Consider the following 25,259-nt stretch of genomic DNA (forward strand, 5'->3'; position numbering starts at 1 on the left):
GCACCGGGGCTACCGCCGGGCGCCGCTGGGGGCCCGCAGCCCGTTGATCGGGGTCAGCGGGAGCAGCTTCTTCCCGGTGGGGCCGATCTGGATCTCGGTGTCCATGGACGGGCAGACGCCGCAGTCGAAGCACGGCGTCCACCGGCAGTCGTCCTGCTCGTACCCGCTCAGGGCGTCCTGCCAGTCCTGCCAGAGCCACTCCTTGTCCAGGCCCGAGTCCAGGTGGTCCCAGGGCAGGACCTCCAGCTCGTCGCGCTCCCGGGTGGTGTACCAGTCGAGGTCGACCCCGAAGGCCGGCAGCACCTCGGCGGCGGCGTCCACCCAGCGCTGGTACGAGAAGTGCTCGCTCCAGCCGTCGAACCGGCCGCCGTTCTCCCAGACCCGGCGGATGACCGCGCCGACCCGGCGGTCGCCGCGGGACAGCAGGCCCTCGATCAGCGACGGCTCCCCGTCGTGGTAGCGGAAGCCGATCGCCCGGCCCAGCGAACGGTCCGCGTTGATCGCCTGCTTGAGCAGCTTGAGCCGGCCGTCGATGACCTCCGGCCGCTCCATCGCGGCCCACTGGAACGGGGTGTGCGGCTTGGGCACGAAGCCACCGATGGAGACCGTGCAGCGGATGTCCCTGCTGCCCGTCGCCGTCCGGCCGGCCCGGATGACCTCGTGCGCCATGTCGGCGATCTCCAGGACGTCCTCGTCCGTCTCGGTGGGCAGGCCGCACATGAAGTAGAGCTTCACCTGCCGCCACCCGTTGGTGTACGCGGTGACGACGGTGCGGATCAGGTCTTCCTTGGAGACCATCTTGTTGATGACCTTGCGGATCCGTTCCGACCCGCCCTCCGGGGCGAAGGTCAGGCCGGTCCGCCGGCCGTTGCGGGACAGCTCCTGCGCCAGCTCGATGTTGAACGCGTCCACCCGGGTCGACGGCAGCGACAGGGACACGTTGGTGCCCTCGTACTGCTGGGCGAGGCCGGAGCACATGTCCCCGATCTCCGAGTGGTCGGCCGACGACAGCGACAGCAGGCCCACCTCGTGGAAGCCGGAGAACTCCAGCCCCTGCTGCACCATCTGCCCCACCGTGGTGATCGAGCGCTCCCGCACCGGACGGGTGATCATCCCCGCCTGGCAGAACCGGCAGCCCCGGGTGCACCCCCGGAAGATCTCCACCGCGTACCGCTCGTGGACCGTCTCGGCCAGCGGCACGAGGGGCTTCTTCGGGTACGGCCACGCGTCCAGGTCCATCGTCGTGCGCTTGTGCACCCGGAACGGCACGTCCGGGCGGTTCGGCACGACCCGCTGGATCCGCCCGTCGGGCAGGTAGTCCACGTCGTAGAAGCGCGGCACGTAGATGCTCTCGGTGCGGGCCAGCCGCAGCAGCAGCTCGTCGCGTCCGCCCGGACGGCCCTCGGCCTTCCACTCCCGGACGATCGCGGTGATCTCCAGGACGGCCTCCTCGCCGTCGCCGAGCACGGCGGCGTCGACGAAATCGGCGATCGGCTCCGGGTTGAACGCGGCGTGCCCACCGGCCAGCACCACCGGATCGGCCTCGGTGCGGTCCGCGGCCAGCAGCGGGATGCCGGCCAGGTCGATCGCGGTGAGCAGGTTGGTGTAGCCCAGCTCGGTGGAGAACGAGACACCGAACACGTCGAAGTCGCGTACCGGGCGGTGCGCGTCGACGGTGAACTGCGGCACCCGGTTGGCGCGCATCAGCCGCTCCAGGTCCGGCCAGACCGCGTACGTCCGCTCGGCGAGCACGTCGGGCAGCTCGTTGAGCACCTCGTACAGGATCTGCACGCCCTGGTTGGGCAGGCCGACCTCGTACGCGTCGGGGTACATCAGCGCCCAGCGCACCGCCGCCGCGTCCCAGTCCTTGACCACCGCCCCCAGCTCGCCACCGACGTACTGGATGGGCTTGGTCACCTGGGGCAGCAACGGCTCCAGCCGGGGCCACACGGAGTTGGCCACGGCCGGGCGCGGCGTGGTGGACGGAACGCTCATGATGCCCAAGGGTACGCGCCCGCCCACCGGTCGACCGCGCCGCGCCGCACCGCCACCAGGAACGGCCCCTTGTCGACGTCTCCGGTAGCGGAAGGGTCCCCGCTTGACGCGGCGGCGGTTCGTGACCGGTGGCGGCTCGGTACTAACCTCGATTCGGCGAGAGGAGGCTGCTGAGATGCCGGAGCCGCAGCCGGAAGCAGACCGGCCGGTCGACGGGACCACCCAGCACCACGCCCCGGAGCCGGCGGTCCCCCCCGCCACGCCGGGCGAGGTCCCCACCCCGCGCGTCGAGGCGTCCGGCCCCGCGGAGCCGCCCACCGCACCCGAGGCCGGCGCCCCGGACCGACCGGCGCACGACGCTCCCGGCCGGTCCGGGGCCCCGGAACCGCCGGCGGACAACCAGCCCGGCCCGGCCGGCACCCGGAAACTGCCGGCCGAGGACGCCGGCCCCTCGGGCACCCGGGTGCTGCCGGCCGGCGACGCCCCCGAGCCGTCCGCGCCCCGGTGGAGCGGTTCGGCCGCCGTGCCACCCCCGCCGCCGCACAGACGTTCCTGGGGCGAGTCGGCCGAGCCCACCCCGGTGCCACCGGGCCCCACCGAGGCCCCGGAGGACCGGACCCCGGTCGACCCGTGGGCCGGCGCCGACACCGGCGGCTGGGACCTGCACTCCGCCGAGCTGCCGGAGCTTCCGCCGCTGCCGCCGACCACGCCCCACCCGGCGCCGACCCGGCCCTACCCGGGTCCGCCCGCCGCGGCGTCGCCGCCGGCCGGACACCCCGTCTCGCCACCGGCCGCACCGGCCCCGCAGGTCTACCCGAGCTCACCGGCGGCCGCGTACCCGCCGCCGCCCGCGTACCCGGTCTCGCCGCCGCCGGTCCCGGCGCCGCCGCCCCCGCCGGCACGGCCGAAGCGCTGGTGGCGCGGCTCGCCGACGGCGGCGCGCCCGGTCGCGCCGCCGCCCGGCTGGCAGGCCCCCAAGGGGTACGTGCCGGTGCCGGTCCGCCGGCGGCGCAAGTGGCCCTGGCTGCTGCTGTTCACGCTGGCCTGCTGCTGCGGCTGCCCGGCCTACTGGGCGGCACCCATGTTCACCCAGGTCCCGGCGAGCGCCGCGCTGCCGCAGGAGGTCAAGGACCTGCGACTACGCGACGACCGGAGCAGCACGCAGGCCGCCGAGGAGCTGAAGGCGGAGGTCCGCAGCGCGCACCTGCTGGCCAGCGACACGTTCGCCGGGGTCTACACCACCCGAGCGGGCAAGCGGGTGACCGTCTTCGGCGGCACCGGCTTCTGGTTCACGCCGGAGTCCGAGGCGGACGCCGAGATGGCCCGGCTCACCGAGAAGTACGCCCTCGGCGAGCCGAAGGTGTTCGAGACCGGCGTCCGGGGACGGCACGACCGGTGCGCGGTCGGCCGGGACGGCGGCACCGACGTGGTCGTGTGCACCTCCGCCGACCACGGCAGCATCGCCACGGCCGTGTTCACCCGGCTCTCGCTGGACGACAGCGCCGCCCTGCTGGGCACCCTGCGGGAACAGATCGTCACGAAGAGCTGAGCCGGCGCCGCCGCGCCCGGCCGGAGGCGGCGCCGGAGCGGGATCAGGCCGTCCCGGGCTCGCCGGTGACCGGCGGGTGCGCGCGGGGCGGCGCGTACCGGGGGACGTACTCCTGGCCGGTCAGCTTCTGGATCTCGCTCATCACCTCGTCGGTCATCGCCCGCAGCGAGGTGCGGTCGTCGGACCGCCCGGTGAAGTCCAGCGGCTTGCCGAACCTGACGGTGATCTTGCCGCTGAAGGGGCGGGGCACCCGGGCCCCGATCGGCTGGACCTTCTCGGTGCCGATCATGCCGACCGGGATGATCGGCACACCGGCGGCCAGCGCCAGCCGGACGGCGCCGGTGCGCCCGCGGTAGAGCCGCCCGTCCGGGGACCGGGTCCCCTCCGGGTAGACCACGACCAGGTCACCGCCCTGGAGCGCGGGGATGGCGGCGTCGAACGCGGTCAGCGCCGCCCGACCCCCGGCCCGCTCGACCGGGATCGCGCCCAGACCGGTCAGCACGAACTTGGAGAACCGGCCCTTCAGGCTGGTGCCCTTGAAGTACTCCGACTTCGCCCAGAACGCCAGGTGCCGGGGGACGACCGTGCCGAGGAAGAGCTCGTCGGCGACCGAGAGGTGGTTGCCGGCGAAGATCGCTCCGCCGGTCTCCGGGACGTACTCCAGCCCCTCCACGGTCGGACGGAAGGCCAGCCGCAGCGTGGGCGCCACGGTGAGCTTGCCGATGGTGTAGAGCAGCGGCACTGGTCCTCCGGCAGGTCGAGTGCGTAAGGGGCGGTGTCACGGTAGCGGACGCCCGCCTCCCCCGACGACGGAGGTGGTCGGCCTCCCGCCGCCCGTCGCCACCGGTGGGTTGCGGCGGGGCCCTCCTCCCGCCCCAGGCGTTGACAAGGGCCCCTTCCGCACCTCATACCCGCCGGACGGTCACCGTCACCTGCTCGCCCTCGCCGACCTCGCCGGTGAAGCCGTCGAGCCCGTCGGCGAAGTCCACCGATTCGGCCAGCACCTCCCGGGCCACGAAGTCGATGTACGCGGACACCGCCGCCCGCACCTCCTCGGAGCCCGCGAGCGTGACCACGATCCGGTCGGAGATGTCCAGGTCGGCGTCGCGGCGGGCCTGCTGCACCACCCGGACGACGTCCCGGGCCAGCCCTTCGGCGGCCAGCTCCGGGGTGACCTCGGTGTCCAGGACGACCACGCCCTCGCCGCCGGGCAGCGGCGCCGAGTGCTCGGCGTCGGCGGCGACCAGGCGCAGCTCGTACTCGCCCTCGGCCAGGGTGACCCCGGCGGCGACCGGGGCGCCGTCGACCAGCTCCCACTCCCCCGCCTTGACCGCCTTGATCACCTGCTGGACGGCCTTGCCGACCCGCGGGCCGAGCACCCGGGGCACCACGGTCAGCACCTGCTGGCAGTAGTTGCCCACCTCGTCGGTGAACACCACCCGCTTGACGTTCACCTCGTCGGCGACCAGGTCGGCGAAGGGCCGCAGCGCGTCGGCCGCCGGCGCGGCTACGGTCAGCGTCGACAGCGGCAGCCGCACCCGCAGGCCCTTGGCCTTGCGCAGCGACAGCGCCGCCGAGGCGACCGCCCGCACGTTGTCCATCGCGGCGACCAGGTCGTGGTCGGCCGGGAAGTCGGCGGCGTCGGGCCAGTCGGTCAGGTGCACCGACCGCCCGCCGGTGAGGCCGCGCCAGATCTCCTCGGCGGTCAGCGGCGCCAGCGGCGCGACCACCCGGCAGAGCGTCTCCAGCACCGTCCACAGGGTGTCGAACGCGTCGACGTCGCCGGACCAGAACCGGTCCCGCGAGCGGCGCACGTACCAGTTGGTCAGCGCGTCCAGGTAGGACCGCACGGTGGCGCAGGCGCCGGAGATGTCGTACGCCTCCATCTGCGCCTGCACCGTCGACACCAGCTCGTTCGTCTTGGCCAGCACGTACCGGTCGAGCAGGTGCGTCGAGTCGGCGCGCCGCCGTGCGGTGTGCCGGTCGGCGTTGGCGTAGAGCGAGAAGAAGTACCAGACGTTCCACAGCGGCAGCAGCACCTGACGCACCGCGTCCCGGATGAGCGTCTCGGTCACCGACATGTCACCGCCGCGCAGCACCGGCGACGACATCAGCATCCAGCGCATCGCGTCCGAGCCGTACGTGTCGAAGACGTGGTACACGTCCGGGTAGTTGCGCAGGCTCTTGGACATCTTGCGACCGTCCGAGCCGAGCAGGATGCCGTGGCTCAGGCAGTTGCGGAACGCCGGCCGGTCGAACAGCGCGGTGGCCAGCACGTGCATCGTGTAGAACCAGCCGCGCGTCTGCCCGATGTACTCGACGATGAAGTCGCCGGGGTAGTGGTCCTCGAACCAGTCCGCGTTCTCGAACGGGTAGTGCACCTGGGCGAACGGCATCGACCCGGACTCGAACCAGCAGTCCAGCACCTCCGGGACGCGGCGCATCATCGAGCGCCCGGTCGGGTCGTCCGGGTTGGGCCGGACCAGCTCGTCCACCGCCGGCCGGTGCAGGTCGGTCAGGCGTACGCCGAAGTCCCGCTCGATCTCCGCGAGCGAGCCGTACACGTCCACCCGGGGGTAGGCCGGGTCGTCGGACTTCCACACCGGGATCGGCGAGCCCCAGAACCGGTTCCGGCTGATCGACCAGTCCCGGGCGTTGGCCAGCCACTTGCCGAACGAGCCGTCCTTGATATGGCCGGGCGTCCAGTTGATCTGCTGGTTCAGCTCGACCATCCGGTCCTTGAACCGCGTCACCGCGACGAACCAGGACGACACCGCCTTGTAGACCAGTGGGGTGTCGCAGCGCCAGCAGTGCGGGTACGCGTGGGTGTAGGTGTCCTGCTTGAGCACCACCCCCCGCTCCTTCAGCTCCCGGATCACCGGCTTGTTGACGTCGAAGACCTGCTCACCCTGGTACGGCGGGACGAGCGAGGTGAACCGGGTGTGGTCGTCCACCGTGACGACGGTCGGGATGCCGGCCGAGGTGCAGGCGTTCTGGTCGTCCTCACCGAACGCCGGCGCCAGGTGGACGATCCCGGTGCCGTCCTCGGTGGTGACGAAGTCCGCCCCGAGCACCTGGTACGCGTTCTCCCCCGCGTGCTCGACCAGGAAGTCGTACAGCGGGGTGTAGCGGCGCCCGACCAGGTCCCGGCCGTACACCGTGCCGACCTGCTCGTACCCCTCCAGTTCCTTGGCGTACGCGCCGAGCCGGGCCGCGCCGACGACGTACCGCTGCCCCGCGCGCTCCAGCACCGCGTACTCGATGTCCGGGCCGACGGCGAGCGCCAGGTTGGACGGCAGCGTCCACGGCGTGGTGGTCCAGACGCCCAGCCTGGCCGCACCGCGCACCGGCTCCGGGGCGCCCTCGTCCGGGGTGAGTTCGAACCACACGCTCAGCGTCGGGTCGTGCCGGTCCCGGTAGACGTCGTCCATCCGGGTCTCGGTGTTCGACAGCGGCGTCTCGCAGCGCCAGCAGTACGCGAGCACCCGGAAGCCCTCGTAGACCAGACCCTTGTCGTGCAGGGTCTTGAAGGCCCACATGACGCTCTCCATGTAGTCCAGGTCGAGCGTCTTGTAGTCGTTGGCGAAGTCCACCCAGCGGGCCTGGCGGGTGACGTACCGCTCCCAGTCCTGGGTGAACTCCAGCACCGAGGTGCGGCAGGCCTCGTTGAACCGGGCCACACCCAGGTCGAGGATCTCCGCCTTGGTGGTGATGCCGAGCTGCTTCTCGGCGACCACCTCGGCGGGCAGGCCGTGGCAGTCCCAGCCGAAACGCCGCTCCACCCGGCGGCCGCGCATGGTCTGGTAGCGCGGCACCACGTCCTTGACGTAGCCGGTGAAGAGGTGGCCGTAGTGCGGCAGGCCGTTGGCGAACGGCGGGCCGTCGTAGAAGACGTACTCGTTCTTCCCCTGGTCGCCGGCCGGCCGGGCCTCCACCGAGGCCTCGAAGGTCTTGTCGGCCGTCCAGTGCTCCAGGACCCGGCGCTCGACCTCGGGCAGGTCGGGGCTCGCGGGGACGCCGGTCGCGGCCGGGTCGTGCAACGGATAGGCCATCGGGGGTCCTTCTCCTCAGCAGCTCACTGGTCGTGTGGGTCTGCGAGGACGAGCCCTGATCCGGTACGCCGTCCGGCGTGCCCGGGGCAGGCCCGCGGTACCACCCCGCTTGGCGGCCGAAGATCGACCGCCCGCTCGTTGGCCGGCTGTGACGGGCCGGACCCGTCCGGTTCTACTGGGCCGGTCACCCGGCTGTTCTTCCGGAGGCTCACCGGTGATGGCCGGGTCGTCGCCTGTGCGCTTCAGCGTACTCGACCCGCCCGCCCGCCCGCCGCCGAGTAACCGGTCCCGCGTGCCCGTGCCGATCATGGAGTCGTGGTGCCCCACAAAAGGGACACAGCGGGCTGCATCGCCCACCACAACTCGATGATCGACCGCGGGTGGACCGGGCATGACCGGTGTCACAGTGCCCCGGCGTCACGCCGGTTGCCGTCGTCCCGTCGGGTCCGTGTCGGAGGAACCCAACGGGAGGTTGTCATGCAGAGGATCAACGCGGCCGAGGTGGCGCCGGAGGCCTACCAGGCGGTGCTGGGGCTGGAGAAGTACGTCCGGACGAACGTCGAGCACACCGTCCTGGAGTTGGTGAAGCTCCGGGCGTCGATCCTGAACGGCTGCGCGTTCTGCGTCGACATGCACAGCCGCGACGCCCTCGCCTCGGGCGAGTCGAGCCGGCGGCTGTTCGCGGTCGCCGCCTGGCGGGAGGCGCCCTTCTTCGACGAGCGGGAGCGCACCGCGCTGGCGCTCACCGACGCGGTCACCCGGCTCGGTGAGCACGGGGTGCCCGACGACGTCTGGGACGCGGCGGCGAAGGTGTGGTCCGAGAAGGAACTCGCGGACCTGGTGATGGCGATCGCGACGATCAACGTGTGGAACCGGATCGCGGTGACCACCCGGACGCAGCCGCCGGTCGAGGGGTAGCCCGCCCTCGAGCGCGCGTCCCCGGCGCCGCCGGATGTTCTACAGTGGTCCGCGATCACGCCGACGGGGGAGGACGCGTGCGATTTCCACTGTTCCCGGCCGCCATGGTGGCGGCGGCTCTGCTCGCCGGCTGCGGCGCCGAGGCGCCGGCCACCCCGGCGGCCGGGCCGCCGTCACCGACACCCACCGCGACGCCCGGGCCGGAACACGAAGGACCGGCGGTCCTCGGCGCGGTGCGCGGCGCCGCCGCCGGTCTCGGCGCCCTGCAGAGCGCCGAGGAGACCGCCCACGCGCGCGTGCAGCTCGGCCTGTGCGACATGCCGGCACCGCTGGTCGGCAACTACCGGGATCCGGTAAGCGTCAGGTCGTTCTTCACGATCCGCGCCCAGACCAAGCCCGCCGCCTACCGGGGCGGCGGGCAGCGCGGTGAGGCGATCGGCAAGGTCCGGGTCGTCGCCGTCGACCGGCCCGACGCGACCCCGCCGCCGGTGGAGCAGGCCTTCGACGCGATGCGGGGAACGACGTGCACCGGTGGCGCCACCCACCTGCTCGGCGAGCCGCACAGCGGCGTGATCGGGTACCGGGGGGCCAGCGGCACGGTGCGGGTGGCCGGCGCGACCGGGGTGCTCGCCACCGCCACCGCCGACACCGAGGACCTCGACGCGGGCGGCTACTACCCGTTGCTTGGTCACGCCCGGGTGATCGTCCGCCACGGGGGTTACCTGATCGAGACGACCGTGCTCTGCGCCCGCCCCGCCCGTCCCCGCGAGCAGCGGGCGGTCACGGCGGAGGCGCGCACCCGCGCTGTCGCCTTGGCGGAGCGGGTCGTCCGCAACCTCGACGCGCTCCCGCCCGCCCCGACGCCGGCGCCGGCCGGCTGATCCGATGCGTCCGGGGCCCGGACGCGGCTCCGCTCAGCCCAGCTCGGGGAACCAGAGCCCGATCTCGCGCTTGGCGCTGTCGACGGAGTCGGAGGCGTGCACCAGGTTCTCCCGGTTCGACAGGGACAGGTCGCCCCGGACCGTGCCGGCGGCGGCCCGGCGACCGTCGGTGGCGCCGATCATGCCGCGCACCACCTCGATGACCTGGTCGCCGGAGAGCACCAGCGCCACCAGCGGCCCGCCGGTCATGAAGGCCTTCAGCGGCGGGTAGAACGGCTTGTCGACGTGCTCGGCGTAGTGCTGGTCGGCGAAGTCGCCGTCCATCGTCCGCTGCACCATCGCCTCGATCCGCAGCCCCTTGCGCTCGAAGCGGGAGATGATCTCGCCGACCAGCCCGCGGTGAACCGCGTCGGGCTTGATCAGTACGAGCGTGCGCTCGTCCGGGCTGCTGCTGGACACGCTGTTTCCTCCTGTGCGCGGAAGGCGGTCGGGCTGGGTACCGTCAGCGTAGCGACCCGGTCCCGGCGCCGGTTCGGCGGCCGGACCCTTCCCCCGCCGGCCGACCCGGCCTAGCCTGGCCCTTATCCCCGGGAGGTCCACAGTGGCGAATGGCGGTAGCCGACCCATCGCGCCGGTCCGCAAGCTGGTCGGTGCGGTGCTGGGCACGGTGGCCACCTTCGTGATCCTGTTCGGCCTGGGAATGACCAGCTGGTCGATCGTGGCGCTCGGCGGCGCGCTGCTGATCCTGGCGATCGCGCTGGCCACCGTCCGCGCGGGCGGGCGCACCTGGGTCATCGGCGAGGGCACGGTGCACACCGTCTCCGAGCCACCCACCCAGTACGCGTTCGGCCGCTGCGAGCTGCAGCTCGTCATCGACGCGCCGGGGCTGCCGCCCAGGTCCAAGAAGATCATCGAGCCGCGGGTGCCGGTCGCCAAGTGGCCGGCGCCGGGCCAGACCCTGCCCATCCGGGTCGCGCTGGACGACCAGCGGCACGTCCGCGTCCTGTGGGACGAGGTGCCGACGCACGCCGAGACAGCGGCGGTCGTCGCGGACCTGCCCCCGGATTTCGCCGACCCGGATCCGGTGGAGGAGGTACTGATCCGGCAGGAGGCGCCGCCGTGGGCCGGCCGGGCACCGGAGGACGACTTCCGCGACCCCTACGGCGACCCGTACGGCGACCCGGTCGAGCCGCCGGTCGAGCGGGAGACGGTCGTCGTGCACCAGGTTCCCGGCGGGCCGAAGGTGCTGGACGGTGAACTGGTCGAGATACCAACCAGGAACGACCTGCCGCGCCGGGCCACCCCGAGCCCGCGCCCCCCGGCCGAGGAGCGGTTCGACCCGTCCGCCGGGGTCCCGTATTCTCCGCCGGCCGAGGCCGCCGGCGACCCGTACCCGGCCGAGGCCACCGGCGACCCGTACCCGGCCGAGGCCACCGACCCGTACCGGGCCGAGGCCGCCGGCGACCCGTACCCGGGCCGGGCGCCCGACCCGCCGCCGGCCCGCACCTTCCGCGTGCCGGCCCCGGCGGATCCGCTCGACCTGCCCCTGGACGACCCGACCCCGCCCCACGCCGCCGAGGAGGCGGCGGCCGCGGAGGACCTCGACGAGGCGATCTTCGGCGCGGCCGCCGGCGCCGACCCGCCGATCGCCGGCGTGGGGCTCACGCTGCTGGTCACCGACCTTGCGCGGTCCGTCACCTTCTACCGGGACCTCGGGTTCACCGAGGTCGACCGGGGCTCCGGCAACGCCGTGCTCGCAAGCGGGCCGACCCGGCTGGTGCTGCGCGAGGTCACCGAGGCGGCGCCGGTCCGGAGCCGGCCGGTGCACGTGAACCTGGAGGTCGACGACATCGAGGCGGCGTACGCCCGGCTGCGCGATTCCGGCGTGCGCTTCACGTACCCGCCACGGGTCGTCAACCGGGGCTTGAAGCTGGAGGTCTGGGCGGCCGCCTTCCGCGACCCGGACGGGTACGGCATCGCCCTGACCCAGTGGCGGGAACGCGCCGACGCCTGACCGGGCGGATCAGCCCAGGATCACCCGGCGCACATGCAGGGCGTACGCCCACACCAGCGCGAAGGTGACCCCGAGCGCCAGCAGCGACCAGTGCAGCAGGCCGGCGAGCATGAGCGCGCCCTGGAGCACGGTGCCGGCGTGCCACGCCCACGGGCGGCGCATCAGCCCGGCCAGCAGCACCGCCACCACCGCCAGCGCCACCACGGCGGCGACGGCGGTGCCACTCAACCCACCGCCGACCACCCGGATCGGCTGGATGGCGAGCACCAGCACGAGAGCCTCCAGGCTCAGGACCCCGGCACCGAGCCCGCGCACCGCCCGTTCCGGGTTACGCAGCCCGGACCGGCGCGGCTGCTCCGGGGTGCTCATCGCTTGAGCAGCCGGCGGGCGTCGGCCACGGTCACCACCGACCCGGTCACGAGGACACCGACACCGGCCAGTTCGCCCGGCACGTCCTCCTCGGCCAGCGCGACCGCCGCCTCGATGGCGTCGGGCATCTCCTCGGCCACCTCGACCCGGTCCGGGCCGAACACCTCCGCGGCGAGCGCCGCCAGCTCCCGGGTCGGCATCGCCCGCGGCGAACTGTTGCGGGTGACCACCACCTGGTCGACGACCGGCTCCAGCAGCTCCAACAGGCTGGCCGCGTCCTTGTCGCCGAGGACGCCGAGCACGGCGACCAGTTTGCTGAACGCGAACTCCTCCTGCAGCGCGGTGACCGTGGCGGCCATGCCCTGCGGGTTGTGCGCGCCGTCGAGCAGGATGGTCGGGGCGGTGCGGACCCGCTCCAGCCGCCCCGGCGAGCTGGCCGTGGCGAAGCCCTCCCGGACCGTCTCGACGTCCAGCTGACGCCGGGCGCCGGCGCCGAGGAACGCCTCCACGGCCGCGAGCGCCACCGCCGCGTTCTGCGCCTGGTGTGCGCCGTGCAGCGGTACGAAGACCTCCTCGTACACGCCGCCCAGCCCCTGCAGCGTGAGCACCTGCCCGCCGACGGCGACCGCCCGGCGCAGCACCCCGAACTCGGAACCCTCCCGGGCGATCGTGGCGCCGACCTCGGCGCAGCGCTCGAGGATCGGCCGGGCGGCGGCCTCCTCCTGGGCGGCGGCGATCACGGTCGCGCCCTTGTGGATGATGCCCGCCTTGTGCAGCGCGATGTCCTCGATCGTGTCGCCGAGCCACTCGGTGTGGTCGAGCCCGATCGGGGTCAGCACGGCGACGCCGGCCTGGAGCACGTTCGTCGAGTCCTCCGCGCCGCCGAGGCCCACCTCGACCACCGCGACGTCGACCGGGGCGTCGGCGAACGTCGCGAACGCCAGCGCCGTGGTCAGGTCGAAGTACGTCAGCGGCTCCGCCGACCGCTCGTCCACGAGCCGGGCCAGCGGCGCCACCTCCCGGTACGTGGCGACGAACCGATCCTCGCCGACCGGTTCCCCGTCCAGGCTGATCCGCTCCCGGACGGTCTCCAGGTGCGGGCTGGTGTACCGCCCGGTGTGCAGCCCGAACGCGCGCAGCAGCGAATCGATCATGCGGGCGGTCGAGGTCTTGCCGTTGGTGCCGGTGAGGTGGATCGACGGGTACGCCCGCTGCGGGCTGCCGAGCAGGTCCAGCAGGGACTCGATCCGGTCCAGCTCGAAGACCATGCGGGTGAACCCGCGGCCGGCGAGCTCGGCCTCGACGGCGGCGAAGTCGGTGCGGTCGGTCACGAGGGCAGCGCCTCCAGAGCGGCGTCGATCCGGGCCAGGTCGGCCTCGGCGGTGGTGAGCCGGTCGCGGATCTTCTGGACCACCGGCTCGGGGGCCTTGCCGACGAACGCCGGGTTGTCGAGCTTCGCCCGGGCCTGCGCGACCTCCTTCTCGGCGGCGGCGCGGTCCTTGGTCAGTCGCGCCCGCTCGGCGGCCACGTCGATCGAGCCGCGGGTGTCCAGGGCGACGCGCACCTCGCCGGGCAGGGTGAGGGTGGCGCTGGCCTGGAAGTCCGCGCCGGCCTCGTCGAGGCGGACCAGCGACCGGATGAGCGGCTCATGCGCGGCGACCCCGGCGCCGGCCAGCCCGTCGAGCCGGGCCACGACCCGCTGGGTCGGGCGCAGCCCCTGGTCGGAGCGGAACCGCCGGATCTCGGTGACGACCCGCTGGAGGGTGCCGACCTCCGCCTCGGCGGCGTCGTCGACCAGTGCCCGGTCCGCGGTCGGCCAGGCGGCCCTCATGACCGTCTCACCACCGGTCAACGCGATCCACAGCTCCTCGGTGACGAACGGGATCACCGGGTGCAGCAGCCGCAGCAGCTGGTCGAGCACGTGCCCGAGGACCCGCCGGGTGGCGTCGGCGGCCGGACCGCCGGCGGCCAGCACCGGCTTGGTCAGCTCCACGTACCAGTCGCAGACGTCGTCCCAGGCGAAGTGGTAGAGCAGGTCGCAGACCTTCGCGAACTCGTACGCCTCGAACTGCTCGTCCACCTCGGCGGTGACGTGCGCGAGCCGGGACAGGATCCACCGGTCGACGGTCGACAGCTCGCCCGTGGCCGGCAGCGGCCCCTCGGTGTGCGCGCCGTTCAGCAACGCGAACCGGGTGGCGTTCCACAGCTTGTTGCAGAAGTTCCGGGAGCCCTGGCACCACTCCTCGCTGACCGGCACGTCGCCGCCGGGGTTCGCGCCCCGGGCCAGGGTGAACCGGGTGGCGTCGGCGCCGAAGCGGTCGATCCAGTCCAGCGGGTCGACGACGTTGCCGAACGACTTCGACATCTTCTTGCCGTGCTCGTCGCGCACCATGCCGTGCAGCGCGACCACGTCGAAGGGCTGCCGGCCGTCCATCGCGTACAGGCCGAACATCATCATCCGGGCGACCCAGAAGAAGAGGATGTCGTAGCCGGTGACGAGGACGCTGGTCGGGTAGAACTTCGCCAGGTCCGGGGTCTGCTCGGGCCAGCCCAGGGTGGAGAACGGCCAGAGGCCGCTGGAGAACCAGGTGTCCAGGACGTCCTCGTCCTGCCGCCAGCCCTCGCCGGTCGGCGGCGCCTCGTCCGGCCCGACGCAGACGACCTCGCCGTCCGGCCCGTACCAGACCGGGATGCGGTGCCCCCACCAGAGCTGCCGGGAGATGCACCAGTCGTGCATGTTGTCGACCCAGGCGAAGTAGCGCTTGGCCAGCTCCGCCGGCTCGATCTTCACCCGCCCGTCCCGGACCGCGTCACCGGCGGCCTTCGCCAGCGGCGAGGTGTTGACGAACCACTGCAGTGACAGCCGCGGCTCCACCGTCGTACGGCAGCGCGAGCAGTGCCCGACGGCGTGCACGTACGGCCGCTTCTCCGCCACGATCCGGCCCTGCTCACGCAGCGCCGCGACGATCGCCGGGCGGGCCTCGAACCGGTCCAGGCCCTGGAACGGGCCGTGCGCGGTGATGACGCCCCGCTCGTCCATGATCGTGAGCGAGGGCAGGTTGTGCCGCTGGCCGATCTCGAAGTCGTTCGGGTCGTGCGCCGGCGTCACCTTCACCATGCCGGTGCCGAAGGCCGGGTCGACGTGCTCGTCGGCCACGATCGGGATCCGGCGGCCGGTCAGCGGCAGCTCGACCTCGGTGCCGATCAGGTGCCGGTACCGCTCGTCGTCCGGGTGCACCGCCACCGCGGTGTCGCCGAGCATCGTCTCCGCGCGGGTGGTCGCCACCACAACCTCGTCGCTGTACCGGATCGAGATGAGCTCGCCGTCGTCGTCGCTGTGCTCCACCTCGATGTCGGAGAGCGCGGTCAGGCAGCGCGGGCACCAGTTGATGATCCGCTCGGCGCGGTAGATCAGCCCGTCGTCGTACAGCTTCTTGAACATGGTCTGGACGGCTCGCGACAGACCCTCATCCATGGTGAAGCGCTCGCGGTCCCAGTCGACGGAGTCGCCGAGCCGGCGCATCTGGCCGAGGATCGCGCCACCCGACTCGGCCTTCCACCGCCAGACCCGCTCGACGAACGCCTCCCGGCCCAGGTCGTGCCGGGACAGGCCCTGCCCGGCGAGCTGCCGCTCCACGACGTTCTGGGTGGCGATGCCGGCGTGGTCCATGCCGGGCAGCCACAGGGCCTCGTAGCCCTGCATGCGCTTACGCCGGATCAGCGCGTCCTGCACGGTGTGGTCCAGGGCGTGGCCCATGTGCAGGGAGCCGGTGACGTTCGGCGGCGGGATGACGATGGTGTACGGGGGCTTGTCGCTCTCCGCCGAGGCGCGGAAGTGGCCGGCGGCTACCCACTGCTCGTACCGTCGCTGCTCTACCTCGCCGGGCTGGTACTGGCCGGCAAGGGTCGGGGCGTCGGGGCGTCGGGCATCCAGTCTCTCGGTCACCCTGAAAGTCTACGGAGAGCTTCCGCGGACCCGACGTGCGCCACCGGTGCTTCGCGTACGGTGTCGGCTATGTCCGACGCACATCTCACCGAGCGGCCCGTCGACGACGCCTCCGAACCGGTCGAACTGACCGACGAGCCGATCCGACTGGGCAACGGTGACCCCGAGGCGACCCCCGAGCGGCGGGCGGCCCGGTCCCGCCGGCGGCGGGTGGCGTGGCTGCTCGCGGCGGCCGTGGGGCTCGCCGGCGTCGGGTTCGTCGGCAGCGCCGGCTGGCGCGTCGTACAGCAGAAGGACACCGCCATCGCCACGCCGGACCGGGTCGCCGGGCTGACCCGCGACGACAGCGAGCGGGCCCGCAGCACCGCCGACTACCTGCGCAGCGGCTTCGCCGCCGACATCGAGTTGGACCGCAGCTTCGGCACCGTCTACCGCGATCCGGCGAACGAGCGTCGCTCGGTGCTCATCTTCGGCGGCACCACCCTGCTCTGGCAGCCGGAGCGTGACCTGGACACCCTGTTCGGGTTGATGGCCGACGAGACCGGTGCGGTCACCGGCCTGCGGGACCTGCCCGCCGGCCGCCTCGGCGGGGTGCTGAAGTGCGGCACTACGAGCGGCGAGGGCGGGGACTTCGCCGTCTGCGGCTGGGCGGATCACGGCAGTGTCGTCATGGCGATGTTCCCGGACCGTCCGGTCGACGAGGCGGGTCGGCTCCTCGGCGACATGCGCGAGGAGATGCAGACCCGCGACTGAGCCGCATCCGCTCCTGGTCATCCACTCGGTCTGCGGCCTGGTGGCCGGACGGAGTACGACGACAATGCGGTTTTGCCGAGAGCCGAGTCGATCGAGGCCGGGCCCGCTCGACCGGACGTTTTATGGGCGCCGGAAACGCGTTCAGGGCCACCCTGGTGGGTGGCCCTGAACGGGAAGGTTGTCCGGCGGTGTCCTACTCTCCCACACCCTCCCGGGTGCAGTACCATCGGCGCTGGAGGGCTTAGCTTCCGGGTTCGGAATGTTGCCGGGCGTTTCCCCTCCGCCATGACCGCCGTAACTCTATCGACATGTCAAACAACTCGACCACCTGCTGGGGTGGGTGTTGTTCGTTTGTCGGGAGTTGCACAGTGGACGCGTAGCAGCTTTGTGGGTCAAGTCCTCGGCCTATTAGTACCGGTCAACTGAACCCGTTACCGGGCTTACATTTCCGGCCTATCAACCCAGTCGTCTAGCTGGGGGCCTTACCCACCCGGAGGTGGTGGGATACCTCATCTTGAAGCGAGCTTCCCGCTTAGATGCTTTCAGCGGTTATCCCTTCCGAACGTAGCTAACCAGCCGTGCCCCTGGCGGGACAACTGGCACACCAGAGGTTCGTCCGTCCCGGTCCTCTCGTACTAGGGACAGCCCTTCTCAAGTATCCTACGCGCACGGCGGATAGGGACCGAACTGTCTCACGACGTTCTAAACCCAGCTCGCGTACCGCTTTAATGGGCGAACAGCCCAACCCTTGGGACCTGCTACAGCCCCAGGATGCGACGAGCCGACATCGAGGTGCCAAACCATCCCGTCGATATGGACTCTTGGGGAAGATCAGCCTGTTATCCCCGGGGTACCTTTTATCCGTTGAGCGACACCGCTTCCACATGCCAGTGCCGGATCACTAGTCCCGACTTTCGTCCCTGCTCGACCCGTCAGTCTCACAGTCAAGCTCCCTTGTGCACTTGCACTCAACACCTGATTGCCAACCAGGCTGAGGGAACCTTTGGGCGCCTCCGTTACCTTTTAGGAGGCAACCGCCCCAGTTAAACTACCCACCAGACACTGTCCCTGAACCGGATAACGGTCCGAAGTTAGATACCCGAACCAACCAGAGTGGTATTTCAAGATTGCCTCCACCCGCACTGGCGTGCGAGTTTCACCGGCTCCCACCTATCCTACACAAGCTGCCTCAGATACCAATGTCAAGCTATAGTAAAGGTCCCGGGGTCTTTCCGTCCTGCCGCGCGTAACGAGCATCTTTACTCGTAATGCAATTTCGCCGGGCCTGTGGTTGAGACAGTGGGGAAGTCGTTACGCCATTCGTGCAGGTCGGAACTTACCCGACAAGGAATTTCGCTACCTTAGGATGGTTATAGTTACCACCGCCGTTTACTGGCGCTTAAGTTCTCCGCTTCGCCCTTGCGGGCTAACAGGTCCCCTTAACGTTCCAGCACCGGGCAGGCGTCAGTCCATATACATCGAATTACTTCTTCGCATGGACCTGTGTTTTTAGTAAACAGTCGCTTCCCCCTGCTCTCTGCGGCCATACAACGCTCCACCCGCGCGGGGCTTCACGTCTCCGGCCCCCCTTCTCCCTAAGTTACGGGGGCAATTTGCCGAGTTCCTTAACCACAGTTCGCCCGATCGCCTCGGTATTCTCTACCTGACCACCTGTGTCGGTTTGGGGTACGGGCCGCTCGGAACTCGCTAGAGGCTTTTCTCGGCAGCATAGGATCACTGACTTCACCTGAATCGGCTCGGCATCACGTCTCAGCCTCATGTGCTGCGGATTTGCCTACAGCACGGCCTACACGCTTACCCCGGCACAACCACCGGCCGGGCTCAGCTACCTTCCTGCGTCACCCCATCGCTTGACTACTACCCGCCAGGTTCCCACGCTCCCCACCATCGACCCGAAGGTCTCCGGCGGTTCGGGTGGTTAGCACAGCGAGGTTCGTCAGGGTCGCTCCTTCGCGGGTACGGGAATATCAACCCGTTGTCCATCGACTACGCCTCTCGGCCTCGCCTTAGGTCCCGACTCACCCAGGGCGGATTAGCCTGGCCCTGGAACCCTTGGTCATCCGGCGGAAGGGTTTCTCACCCTTCTTTCGCTACTCATGCCTGCATTCTCACTCGTGCCGCGTCCACAACTCGATCACTCGGCTGCTTCACCCCCGGCACGACGCTCCCCTACCCACCCACACACCTGCACCGACACCACAAGGGCGCCGGCGAAGTACCTGTGTGAGTGCCACAGCTTCGGCGGTGTGCTTGAGCCCCGCTACATTGTCGGCGCGGAACCACTTGACCAGTGAGCTATTACGCACTCTTTAAAGGGTGGCTGCTTCTAAGCCAACCTCCTGGTTGTCTATGCGACCCCACATCCTTTTCCACTTAGCACACGCTTAGGGGCCTTAGCTGGTGATCTGGGCTGTTTCCCTCTCGACTACGAAGCTTATCCCCCGCAGTCTCACTGCCGCGCTCTCACTTACCGGCATTCGGAGTTTGGCTGATTTCGGTAAGCTTGTGGGCCCCCTAGACCATCCAGTGCTCTACCTCCGGCAAGAAACACGCGACGCTGCACCTAAATGCATTTCGGGGAGAACCAGCTATCACGGAGTTTGATTGGCCTTTCACCCCTAACCACAGGTCATCCCCCAACTTTTCAACGTTGGTGGGTTCGGCCCTCCACGCGGTCTTACCCGCGCTTCAGCCTGCCCATGGCTAGATCACTCCGCTTCGGGTCTAGGACACGCGACTGAACGCCCTATTCAGACTCGCTTTCGCTACGGCTCCCCCACACGGGTTAACCTCGCCACATGCCACTAACTCGCAGGCTCATTCTTCAAAAGGCACGCCGTCACCCCGAAAGGCTCCGACGGATTGTAGGCGAACGGTTTCAGGTACTATTTCACTCCCCTCCCGGGGTACTTTTCACCATTCCCTCACGGTACTCGTCCGCTATCGGTCACCAGGAAGTATTTAGGCTTACCAGGTGGTCCTGGCAGATTCACGGCAGATTTCAGGAGTCCGCCGCTACTCGGGAACACCCACAGAAGACCAGCAGCTTTCACCTACCGGACTATCACCGTCTACGGTCGGCCTTTCCAGACCATTCAGCTAACCACTGGCTTTGTAACTCCTCGAACACGTGTCAGCATGTTCAGCAGGGTCCCACAACCCCGACCACGCAACCCCTGACAGGTATCACACGCAGCCGGTTTAGCCTCCATCCGCTTTCGCTCGCCACTACTCACGGAATCACTGTTGTTTTCTCTTCCTACGGGTACTGAGATGTTTCACTTCCCCGCGTTCCCTCCACACACCCTATGAGTTCAGGTGCAGGTGACACCACATGACTGATGCCGGGTTACCCCATTCGGACACCCTGGGATCACAGCTCGGTTGACAGCTCCCCCAGGCCTATCGCGGCCTCCCACGTCCTTCATCGGCTCCTGGTGCCAAGGCATCCACCGTTCGCCCTTGACAACTTGACCACAAAGATGCTCGCGTCCACTGTGCAATTCTCAACAAACGACCAACCCACAACCCACCACCCCGCACCTACAGCTCCCACCCGGGAACCCGGTTTGCGAGGCCAGGCCATGCCTGGCAGACCAACCCCCACCCACACCCCGAACCCGGGGCACCGCAGGGATCTTCCGGTCCATCCGAAGACAACAACCACCAGGGTTGTTCCTTCAGGACCCAACAGGGTGCTCACCACCAGACGCCAGCCGCACCAACCCCGCCGTTCCTGCACCCCACACGGGGGCGTGTACTAGACGTCATGGCCGTTGCCGGCATCTGACTCGCCAGTGTCTCCGCCTATGAGCACCCCGACCCGACACTCGCGGGCCACGGGGCTCCATACCGCCTTTCGACGGATGGTGCTCCTTAGAAAGGAGGTGATCCAGCCGCACCTTCCGGTACGGCTACCTTGTTACGACTTCGTCCCAATCGCCAGCCCCACCTTCGACGGCTCCCTCCCACAAGGGGTTGGGCCACCGGCTTCGGGTGTTGCCGACTTTCGTGACGTGACGGGCGGTGTGTACAAGGCCCGGGAACGTATTCACCGCAGCGTTGCTGATCTGCGATTACTAGCGACTCCGACTTCACGGGGTCGAGTTGCAGACCCCGATCCGAACTGAGACCGGCTTTTTGGGATTCGCTCCACCTCACGGTATCGCAGCCCATTGTACCGGCCATTGTAGCATGCGTGAAGCCCTGGACATAAGGGGCATGATGACTTGACGTCATCCCCACCTTCCTCCGAGTTGACCCCGGCAGTCTTCGATGAGTCCCCGCCATAACGCGCTGGCAACATCGAACGAGGGTTGCGCTCGTTGCGGGACTTAACCCAACATCTCACGACACGAGCTGACGACAGCCATGCACCACCTGTGACCGCCCCCGAAGGACCCGACATCTCTGCCGGTTTTGCGGCCATGTCAAACCCAGGTAAGGTTCTTCGCGTTGCATCGAATTAATCCGCATGCTCCGCCGCTTGTGCGGGCCCCCGTCAATTCCTTTGAGTTTTAGCCTTGCGGCCGTACTCCCCAGGCGGGGCGCTTAATGCGTTAGCTGCGGCACAGAGAACCGGAGAGGCCCCCCACACCTAGCGCCCAACGTTTACAGCGTGGACTACCAGGGTATCTAATCCTGTTCGCTCCCCACGCTTTCGCTCCTCAGCGTCAGTTTCGGCCCAGAGACCCGCCTTCGCCACCGGTGTTCCTCCTGATATCTGCGCATTTCACCGCTACACCAGGAATTCCAGTCTCCCCTACCGAACTCTAGCCTGCCCGTATCGACTGCAAGCCCGCAGTTGAGCCGCGGGTTTTCACAGTCGACGCGACAAGCCGCCTACGAGCTCTTTACGCCCAATAAATCCGGACAACGCTCGCGCCCTACGTCTTACCGCGGCTGCTGGCACGTAGTTGGCCGGCGCTTCTTCTGCAGGTACCGTCACTCCCGCTTCGTCCCTGCTGAAAGAGGTTTACAACCCGAAGGCCGTCATCCCTCACGCGGCGTCGCTGCATCAGGCTTCCGCCCATTGTGCAATATTCCCCACTGCTGCCTCCCGTAGGAGTCTGGGCCGTGTCTCAGTCCCAGTGTGGCCGGTCGCCCTCTCAGGCCGGCTACCCGTCGTCGCCTTGGTAGGCCATCACCCCACCAACAAGCTGATAGGCCGCGAGCCCATCCCAGGCCGAAAAACTTTCCACCAAGCGCCATGCGACGCCAGGTCCTATCCGGTATTAGCCCCCGTTTCCGAGGGTTATCCCAAAGCCTAGGGCAGGTTGCTCACGTGTTACTCACCCGTTCGCCGCTCGAGTACCCCGAAGGGCCTTTCCGCTCGACTTGCATGTGTTAAGCACGCCGCCAGCGTTCGTCCTGAGCCAGGATCAAACTCTCCAACAAAAAATTGAAGAAAATCCCGACAACAACAAATGTTGCCAAAGGAATCCAAAACCAGCCAAGACCAAAAAGGCCCGACCAGTCCAGGGTATAAAACAATTGGCACTGGCTTATCAAGCACCCTGTTGAGTTCTCAAAGAACAACCACACACCGGCCGAACTCCCACATTGTGGGACCCCGCCCGGGGCAACCTCTCGAACCTATCCGGCTCGCACCTCGCCGTCAACCTGAGCCTCAGGTGATCAACTCGGAGTGATCCGGATCCACGACGACGCACGCCGTACTCCGGCGGTCGTTCCTGTCGTGGGAAGCGGCAGACCGGCCGACAATCGCTTCGCGATCATCCGCCCGGCTCCTGCCGGCTTCAGAACTCTACCCGGTCGGCTTCGCTAGCGCAACCCCTGTCTTCCGGAGTCCCTCGCACCGCCCGATGCCAGCCTCGCTCGGCGTCTCCGCCACGAGCCTGGTGCCCGTTCTCGGCCGGTTCGCCCGGCCTCCCGCGTGCAGAGAGAAAGGTACGCGGCCCGCTTCCCGAAGGCAAATCAAGATCCATCGCTTCCTGGCGTCCGCCGGGGCATCCGTGAAGCCGGGGTGCCGTCGCGGCCTTCCCGCGCGGGGCAGGCGCGGGTGCGGCGGACGCCGTTCACTCGACGGCACCCGCCACCGCCGGCCTCGCCGTGCGAGAGTGACTGACATGGCTGATCTGATGGCGGCGCCGGTCCTGGCCGCGGACGCGCTGCTCGGGCTGCTGCTGCCGTTCTGGCAGCTGGTCATCGGCGCCGTCGTGCTCGTCGTCCTGGTCCTGTCGATCGGTCGGCTGGCCCGGCGCGGACCGTCCCGGATGACCACCGCGCTCCTGGTGACGGCCGCGGCGATCGCCGGACTCGCGACCATCGGTGTACTGCTCCAGGGCTGAGTGCGGTCAGGGCTCGCGGCAGTCCCGCCGTCGCAGCGCCCGCGACCCGGCCTAGAGCCGGCGGTTGGCCAGGCTCGGAAGCTCGGCACGGATGGTACGCAGCCGGTCCAGGTCGAGATCCGCGGTGGCGACACCCGTACCGTCGGGGAGCTGCGTGAGCACCAGCCCCCAGGGATCGATAACCATGCTCCGCCCGAAGCACGTCCGCCGGGGCTCGTGGTCGCCCGTCTGCCCGGCTGCCGCCACGAAGCACTGGTTCTCGATGGCCCGCGCGCGCAGCAACACCTCCCAGTGGTCCCGCCCGGTGTGCAGCATGAAGGCCGCCGGAACGAGCAGCAGGTGCGCTCCGCCGTCCGTGGCCAGCTGGCGGTACAGCTCGGGGAAGCGCAGGTCGTAGCAGATGGACAGGCCGACCCGCACCCCCTCCACGTCGACGACGACCGGTTGGGAGCCGGCAGCGACCGTGCTGGATTCGAGGTACGAGACGCGGCCGGGGATCTCCACGTCGTACAGGTGGATCTTGCGGTAGGTGGCGGCGAGCGTGCCGGACCGGTCGAACACCAGCGAGGTGTTGTACGTGTGCTGCGGATCCGGACCGCGCTCGTGGACCGACCCGGCGACGACCCACATGCCGAGCCGCTGCGCCACGCCGGCGAAGAACTGCCCGACCTCCCCGTCGATCGCCTCGGGGGTGGGCAGCCCGGCGGCCGGGCCGAGGTAGTCGACGTACTCCGGCAGGACGGCCAGGTCGGCGCCGGCCGCGGCGGCACGCTCCAGGAGGGCCTCCGCGCCCGCGAGGTTCGCCTTGCGGTCGTCCCGGGCGTTGAGCTGGCAGACGGCGACACGCATGGTGATCAGGGTACGGGCGGAAGCGGCCCCGCGACAGCGGCCAACCTCCGTGGCGGCCGCCGGTCCGGCGGGCCCGGCGCCGACCGAGCCACCCGCAAGCGCGCTCGGCGGCGTCGGTCAGGCCGACTTCTCCTCGCGGTCCCGGCGGGCCCGCCGGCCGGTGAACTCCCGGGGAACGATCGTCGGGTTGACGTTCTCCAGGACGACCTCGCGGGTGATCAGCACGCGGGCGGCGTCGGGGTTGCTCGGCACCTCGTACATCACGGAGAGCAGGACCTCTTCCATGATCGCGCGAAGGCCGCGGGCACCGGTGCCGCGGAGCATGGCCTGGTCGGCGATCGCCTCCAGGGCCGACTCGTCGAACTCGAGCTCGACGCCGTCGAGCTCGAAGAGACGCTGGTACTGCCGGACGAGGGCGTTCCGGGGCTCGGTGAGGATCCGGACCAGGGCGGTGCGGTCGAGGCTGCGGACATTGGTGATCACCGGAAGCCGGCCGATGAACTCGGGGATCAGGCCGAACTTCAGCATGTCCTCCGGCATCACCTGGCTGAAGATGTCGTCGGTCGAGCGCTCCGAGACCGACCGCAGGCGGGCGCCGAAGCCGGTGCCGCCGTGGCCGGTGCGCGCCTCGATGATCTGATCCAGGCCGGCGAACGCGCCGCCGCAGATGAAGAGCACGTTGGTCGTGTCGATCTGGATGAACTCCTGGTGCGGGTGCTTGCGGCCGCCCTGGGGCGGCACGTTCGCGACCGTCCCCTCCAGCATCTTGAGCAGGGCCTGCTGGACACCCTCGCCGGACACGTCCCGGGTGATCGACGGATTCTCCGACTTGCGCGCGATCTTGTCGACCTCGTCGATGTAGATGATCCCGGTCTCGGCGCGCTTGATGTCGTAGTCGGCGGCCTGGATCAGCTTGAGGAGGATGTTCTCCACGTCCTCGCCGACGTAGCCGGCCTCGGTCAGCGCCGTGGCGTCCGCGATGGCGAACGGAACGTTGAGCATCCGAGCCAGGGTCTGCGCGAGGTGGGTCTTGCCGCACCCGGTCGGGCCGAGGAGCAGGATGTTGGACTTCGCCAGCTCGACGCTGTCAGTGCCGGGGGCGCCGGAGGCCTCGGCCTGGATCCGCTTGTAGTGGTTGTAGACCGCGACGGCGAGCGCCTTCTTGGCCTGGTCCTGGCCGACGACGTAGTTGTCGAGGAACTGGCAGATCTCCATCGGCTTGGGAAGCTCTTCCCACTTCACCTCGCCGGACTCGGCCAGCTCCTCCTCGATGATCTCGTTACAGAGATCGATGCACTCGTCGCAGATATAGACCCCGGGGCCCGCGATGAGCTTCTTGACCTGCTTCTGCGACTTGCCGCAGAAGGAGCACTTCAGTAGGTCGCCGCCGTCACCGATCCGTGCCACCTACGTTCTCCCTGCACTCATCGGCCGGGGACCCGGCCATGACCTGCGGACGCTGCGCGCCGCCCGTCTCTGTTACCCCGCCGGCGGAACCAGCGAAGCGGTACAGACCCGACGTTACCCGCTGGCGCCGGTTTCTCCGACCCCCAAAACGGGTGTGTCAGAGGTCGGCCAGGAGCGACGCCCGACCGACCTCC

15 protein-coding genes and 3 rRNA genes are annotated in these 25,259 nt (G+C 69.6%); 6 read left to right on the forward strand and 12 right to left on the reverse strand.

Going from position 1 to position 25,259, the window contains the following annotated elements; all coding sequences use genetic code 11:
• Positions 1–9: 9 nt before the first annotated feature.
• Positions 10–1,995 carry a TIGR03960 family B12-binding radical SAM protein gene (locus EV376_RS29120; protein ID WP_130328309.1) on the reverse strand — a complete coding sequence of 662 codons (1,986 nt, stop codon included), beginning with the start codon at positions 1,993–1,995 and terminating at the stop codon, positions 10–12.
• Positions 1,996–2,170: 175 nt separating this feature from the next.
• Between EV376_RS29120 and EV376_RS31160 the strand changes: the two genes are divergently transcribed.
• Entirely contained in the window at positions 2,171–3,544 is a 1,374-nt protein-coding gene (locus tag EV376_RS31160) for a hypothetical protein (RefSeq protein WP_486482838.1), read from the forward strand.
• 43 nt (positions 3,545–3,587) lie between these two features.
• On the opposite strand, the gene EV376_RS29130 is transcribed toward EV376_RS31160, so the two are convergent.
• The gene (locus EV376_RS29130) at positions 3,588–4,286 is read right to left on the reverse strand and encodes a lysophospholipid acyltransferase family protein (RefSeq protein WP_130328310.1); all 699 of its coding nucleotides are present in this window, start codon (positions 4,284–4,286) and stop codon (positions 3,588–3,590) included.
• Between the two features lie 163 nt (positions 4,287–4,449).
• Entirely contained in the window at positions 4,450–7,596 is a 3,147-nt protein-coding gene (gene ileS / locus EV376_RS29135) for an isoleucine--tRNA ligase (protein ID WP_130328311.1), read from the reverse strand.
• A gap of 477 nt (positions 7,597–8,073) precedes the next feature.
• Between ileS and EV376_RS29145 the strand changes: the two genes are divergently transcribed.
• Together EV376_RS29145 and EV376_RS29150 are read left to right on the forward strand one after the other, a co-directional pair.
• Complete coding sequence (locus EV376_RS29145; protein ID WP_130328312.1) at positions 8,074–8,514, forward strand: carboxymuconolactone decarboxylase family protein; 441 nt, start codon at positions 8,074–8,076, stop codon at positions 8,512–8,514.
• Between the two features lie 77 nt (positions 8,515–8,591).
• The gene (locus EV376_RS29150; protein ID WP_130328313.1) at positions 8,592–9,395 is read left to right on the forward strand and encodes a hypothetical protein; all 804 of its coding nucleotides are present in this window, start codon (positions 8,592–8,594) and stop codon (positions 9,393–9,395) included.
• A 33-nt stretch (positions 9,396–9,428) separates the two neighbouring features.
• Here the strand turns inward: EV376_RS29150 and ndk are convergent, their stop codons facing one another.
• Positions 9,429–9,854 carry a nucleoside-diphosphate kinase gene (gene ndk, locus EV376_RS29155; RefSeq protein WP_130328314.1) on the reverse strand — a complete coding sequence of 142 codons (426 nt, stop codon included), beginning with the start codon at positions 9,852–9,854 and terminating at the stop codon, positions 9,429–9,431.
• Between the two features lie 142 nt (positions 9,855–9,996).
• Here ndk and EV376_RS29160 point away from each other — a divergent pair, with 142 nt between their 5' ends.
• A complete protein-coding gene (locus EV376_RS29160) occupies positions 9,997–11,409 on the forward strand; it encodes a VOC family protein (RefSeq protein ID WP_130328315.1) in 1,413 nt (470 codons plus the stop codon).
• Between the two features lie 9 nt (positions 11,410–11,418).
• Here the strand turns inward: EV376_RS29160 and EV376_RS29165 are convergent, their stop codons facing one another.
• The 3 genes from EV376_RS29165 to EV376_RS29175 are packed head-to-tail and all read right to left on the reverse strand — an operon-like array spanning position 11,419 to position 15,724.
• On the reverse strand, positions 11,419–11,778 hold the full coding sequence (locus EV376_RS29165) for a DUF4233 domain-containing protein (protein ID WP_130328316.1): 360 nt from the start codon (positions 11,776–11,778) through the stop codon (positions 11,419–11,421).
• A complete protein-coding gene (locus EV376_RS29170; RefSeq protein ID WP_130328317.1) occupies positions 11,775–13,109 on the reverse strand; it encodes a bifunctional folylpolyglutamate synthase/dihydrofolate synthase in 1,335 nt (444 codons plus the stop codon). Before EV376_RS29170 ends, EV376_RS29165 begins: the two co-directional genes overlap by 4 nt.
• Positions 13,106–15,724, reverse strand: a complete 2,619-nt coding sequence (locus EV376_RS29175) for a valine--tRNA ligase (RefSeq protein ID WP_130328318.1) — start codon at positions 15,722–15,724, stop codon at positions 13,106–13,108. The genes EV376_RS29170 and EV376_RS29175 overlap by 4 nt, the downstream gene beginning before the upstream one ends.
• 69 nt (positions 15,725–15,793) lie before the next feature.
• Between EV376_RS29175 and EV376_RS29180 the strand changes: the two genes are divergently transcribed.
• The gene (locus EV376_RS29180; RefSeq protein WP_130328319.1) at positions 15,794–16,477 is read left to right on the forward strand and encodes a hypothetical protein; all 684 of its coding nucleotides are present in this window, start codon (positions 15,794–15,796) and stop codon (positions 16,475–16,477) included.
• 180 nt (positions 16,478–16,657) lie between these two features.
• Here EV376_RS29180 and rrf read toward each other — a convergent pair.
• The 3 genes from rrf to EV376_RS29195 form a co-directional block, all read right to left on the reverse strand.
• Positions 16,658–16,774: ribosomal RNA gene (gene rrf / locus EV376_RS29185) — 5S ribosomal RNA — on the reverse strand.
• Positions 16,775–16,865: 91 nt separating this feature from the next.
• A 23S ribosomal RNA gene (locus EV376_RS29190) occupies positions 16,866–19,974 on the reverse strand.
• Positions 19,975–20,378: 404 nt separating this feature from the next.
• Positions 20,379–21,895 (reverse strand): 16S ribosomal RNA (locus EV376_RS29195).
• Together the 16S, 23S and 5S rRNA genes form the textbook arrangement of a ribosomal RNA operon.
• A gap of 692 nt (positions 21,896–22,587) precedes the next feature.
• Between EV376_RS29195 and EV376_RS29200 the strand changes: the two genes are divergently transcribed.
• Positions 22,588–22,809 (forward strand): hypothetical protein, encoded by a 222-nt coding sequence (locus EV376_RS29200; RefSeq protein WP_130328320.1) that lies wholly within the window; start codon positions 22,588–22,590, stop codon positions 22,807–22,809.
• 51 nt (positions 22,810–22,860) lie between these two features.
• On the opposite strand, the gene EV376_RS29205 is transcribed toward EV376_RS29200, so the two are convergent.
• Together EV376_RS29205 and clpX are read right to left on the reverse strand one after the other, a co-directional pair.
• The gene (locus EV376_RS29205; RefSeq protein ID WP_130328321.1) at positions 22,861–23,658 is read right to left on the reverse strand and encodes a carbon-nitrogen hydrolase family protein; all 798 of its coding nucleotides are present in this window, start codon (positions 23,656–23,658) and stop codon (positions 22,861–22,863) included.
• A gap of 117 nt (positions 23,659–23,775) precedes the next feature.
• A complete protein-coding gene (clpX, locus tag EV376_RS29210) occupies positions 23,776–25,065 on the reverse strand; it encodes an ATP-dependent Clp protease ATP-binding subunit ClpX (RefSeq protein WP_130328322.1) in 1,290 nt (429 codons plus the stop codon).
• Between the last annotated feature and the right edge of the window lie 194 nt (positions 25,066–25,259).

It is taken from the genome of Micromonospora sp. CNZ295, assembly GCF_004217535.1.

Bases quoted from the DNA above. Each gene is read 5' to 3' on its own strand.
- EV376_RS29120 (WP_130328309.1), bottom strand. From the start codon at position 1,995: ATGAGCGTTCCGTCCACCACGCCGCGCCCGGCCGTGGCCAACTCCGTG.
- EV376_RS31160 (WP_486482838.1), top strand. From the start codon at position 2,171: ATGCCGGAGCCGCAGCCGGAAGCAGACCGGCCGGTCGACGGGACCACC.
- ileS (WP_130328311.1), bottom strand. From the start codon at position 7,596: ATGGCCTATCCGTTGCACGACCCGGCCGCGACCGGCGTCCCCGCGAGC.
- EV376_RS29145 (WP_130328312.1), top strand. From the start codon at position 8,074: ATGCAGAGGATCAACGCGGCCGAGGTGGCGCCGGAGGCCTACCAGGCG.
- EV376_RS29165 (WP_130328316.1), bottom strand. From the start codon at position 11,778: ATGAGCACCCCGGAGCAGCCGCGCCGGTCCGGGCTGCGTAACCCGGAA.
- EV376_RS29180 (WP_130328319.1), top strand. From the start codon at position 15,794: ATGTCCGACGCACATCTCACCGAGCGGCCCGTCGACGACGCCTCCGAA.
- EV376_RS29200 (WP_130328320.1), top strand. From the start codon at position 22,588: ATGGCTGATCTGATGGCGGCGCCGGTCCTGGCCGCGGACGCGCTGCTC.
- EV376_RS29205 (WP_130328321.1), bottom strand. From the start codon at position 23,658: ATGCGTGTCGCCGTCTGCCAGCTCAACGCCCGGGACGACCGCAAGGCG.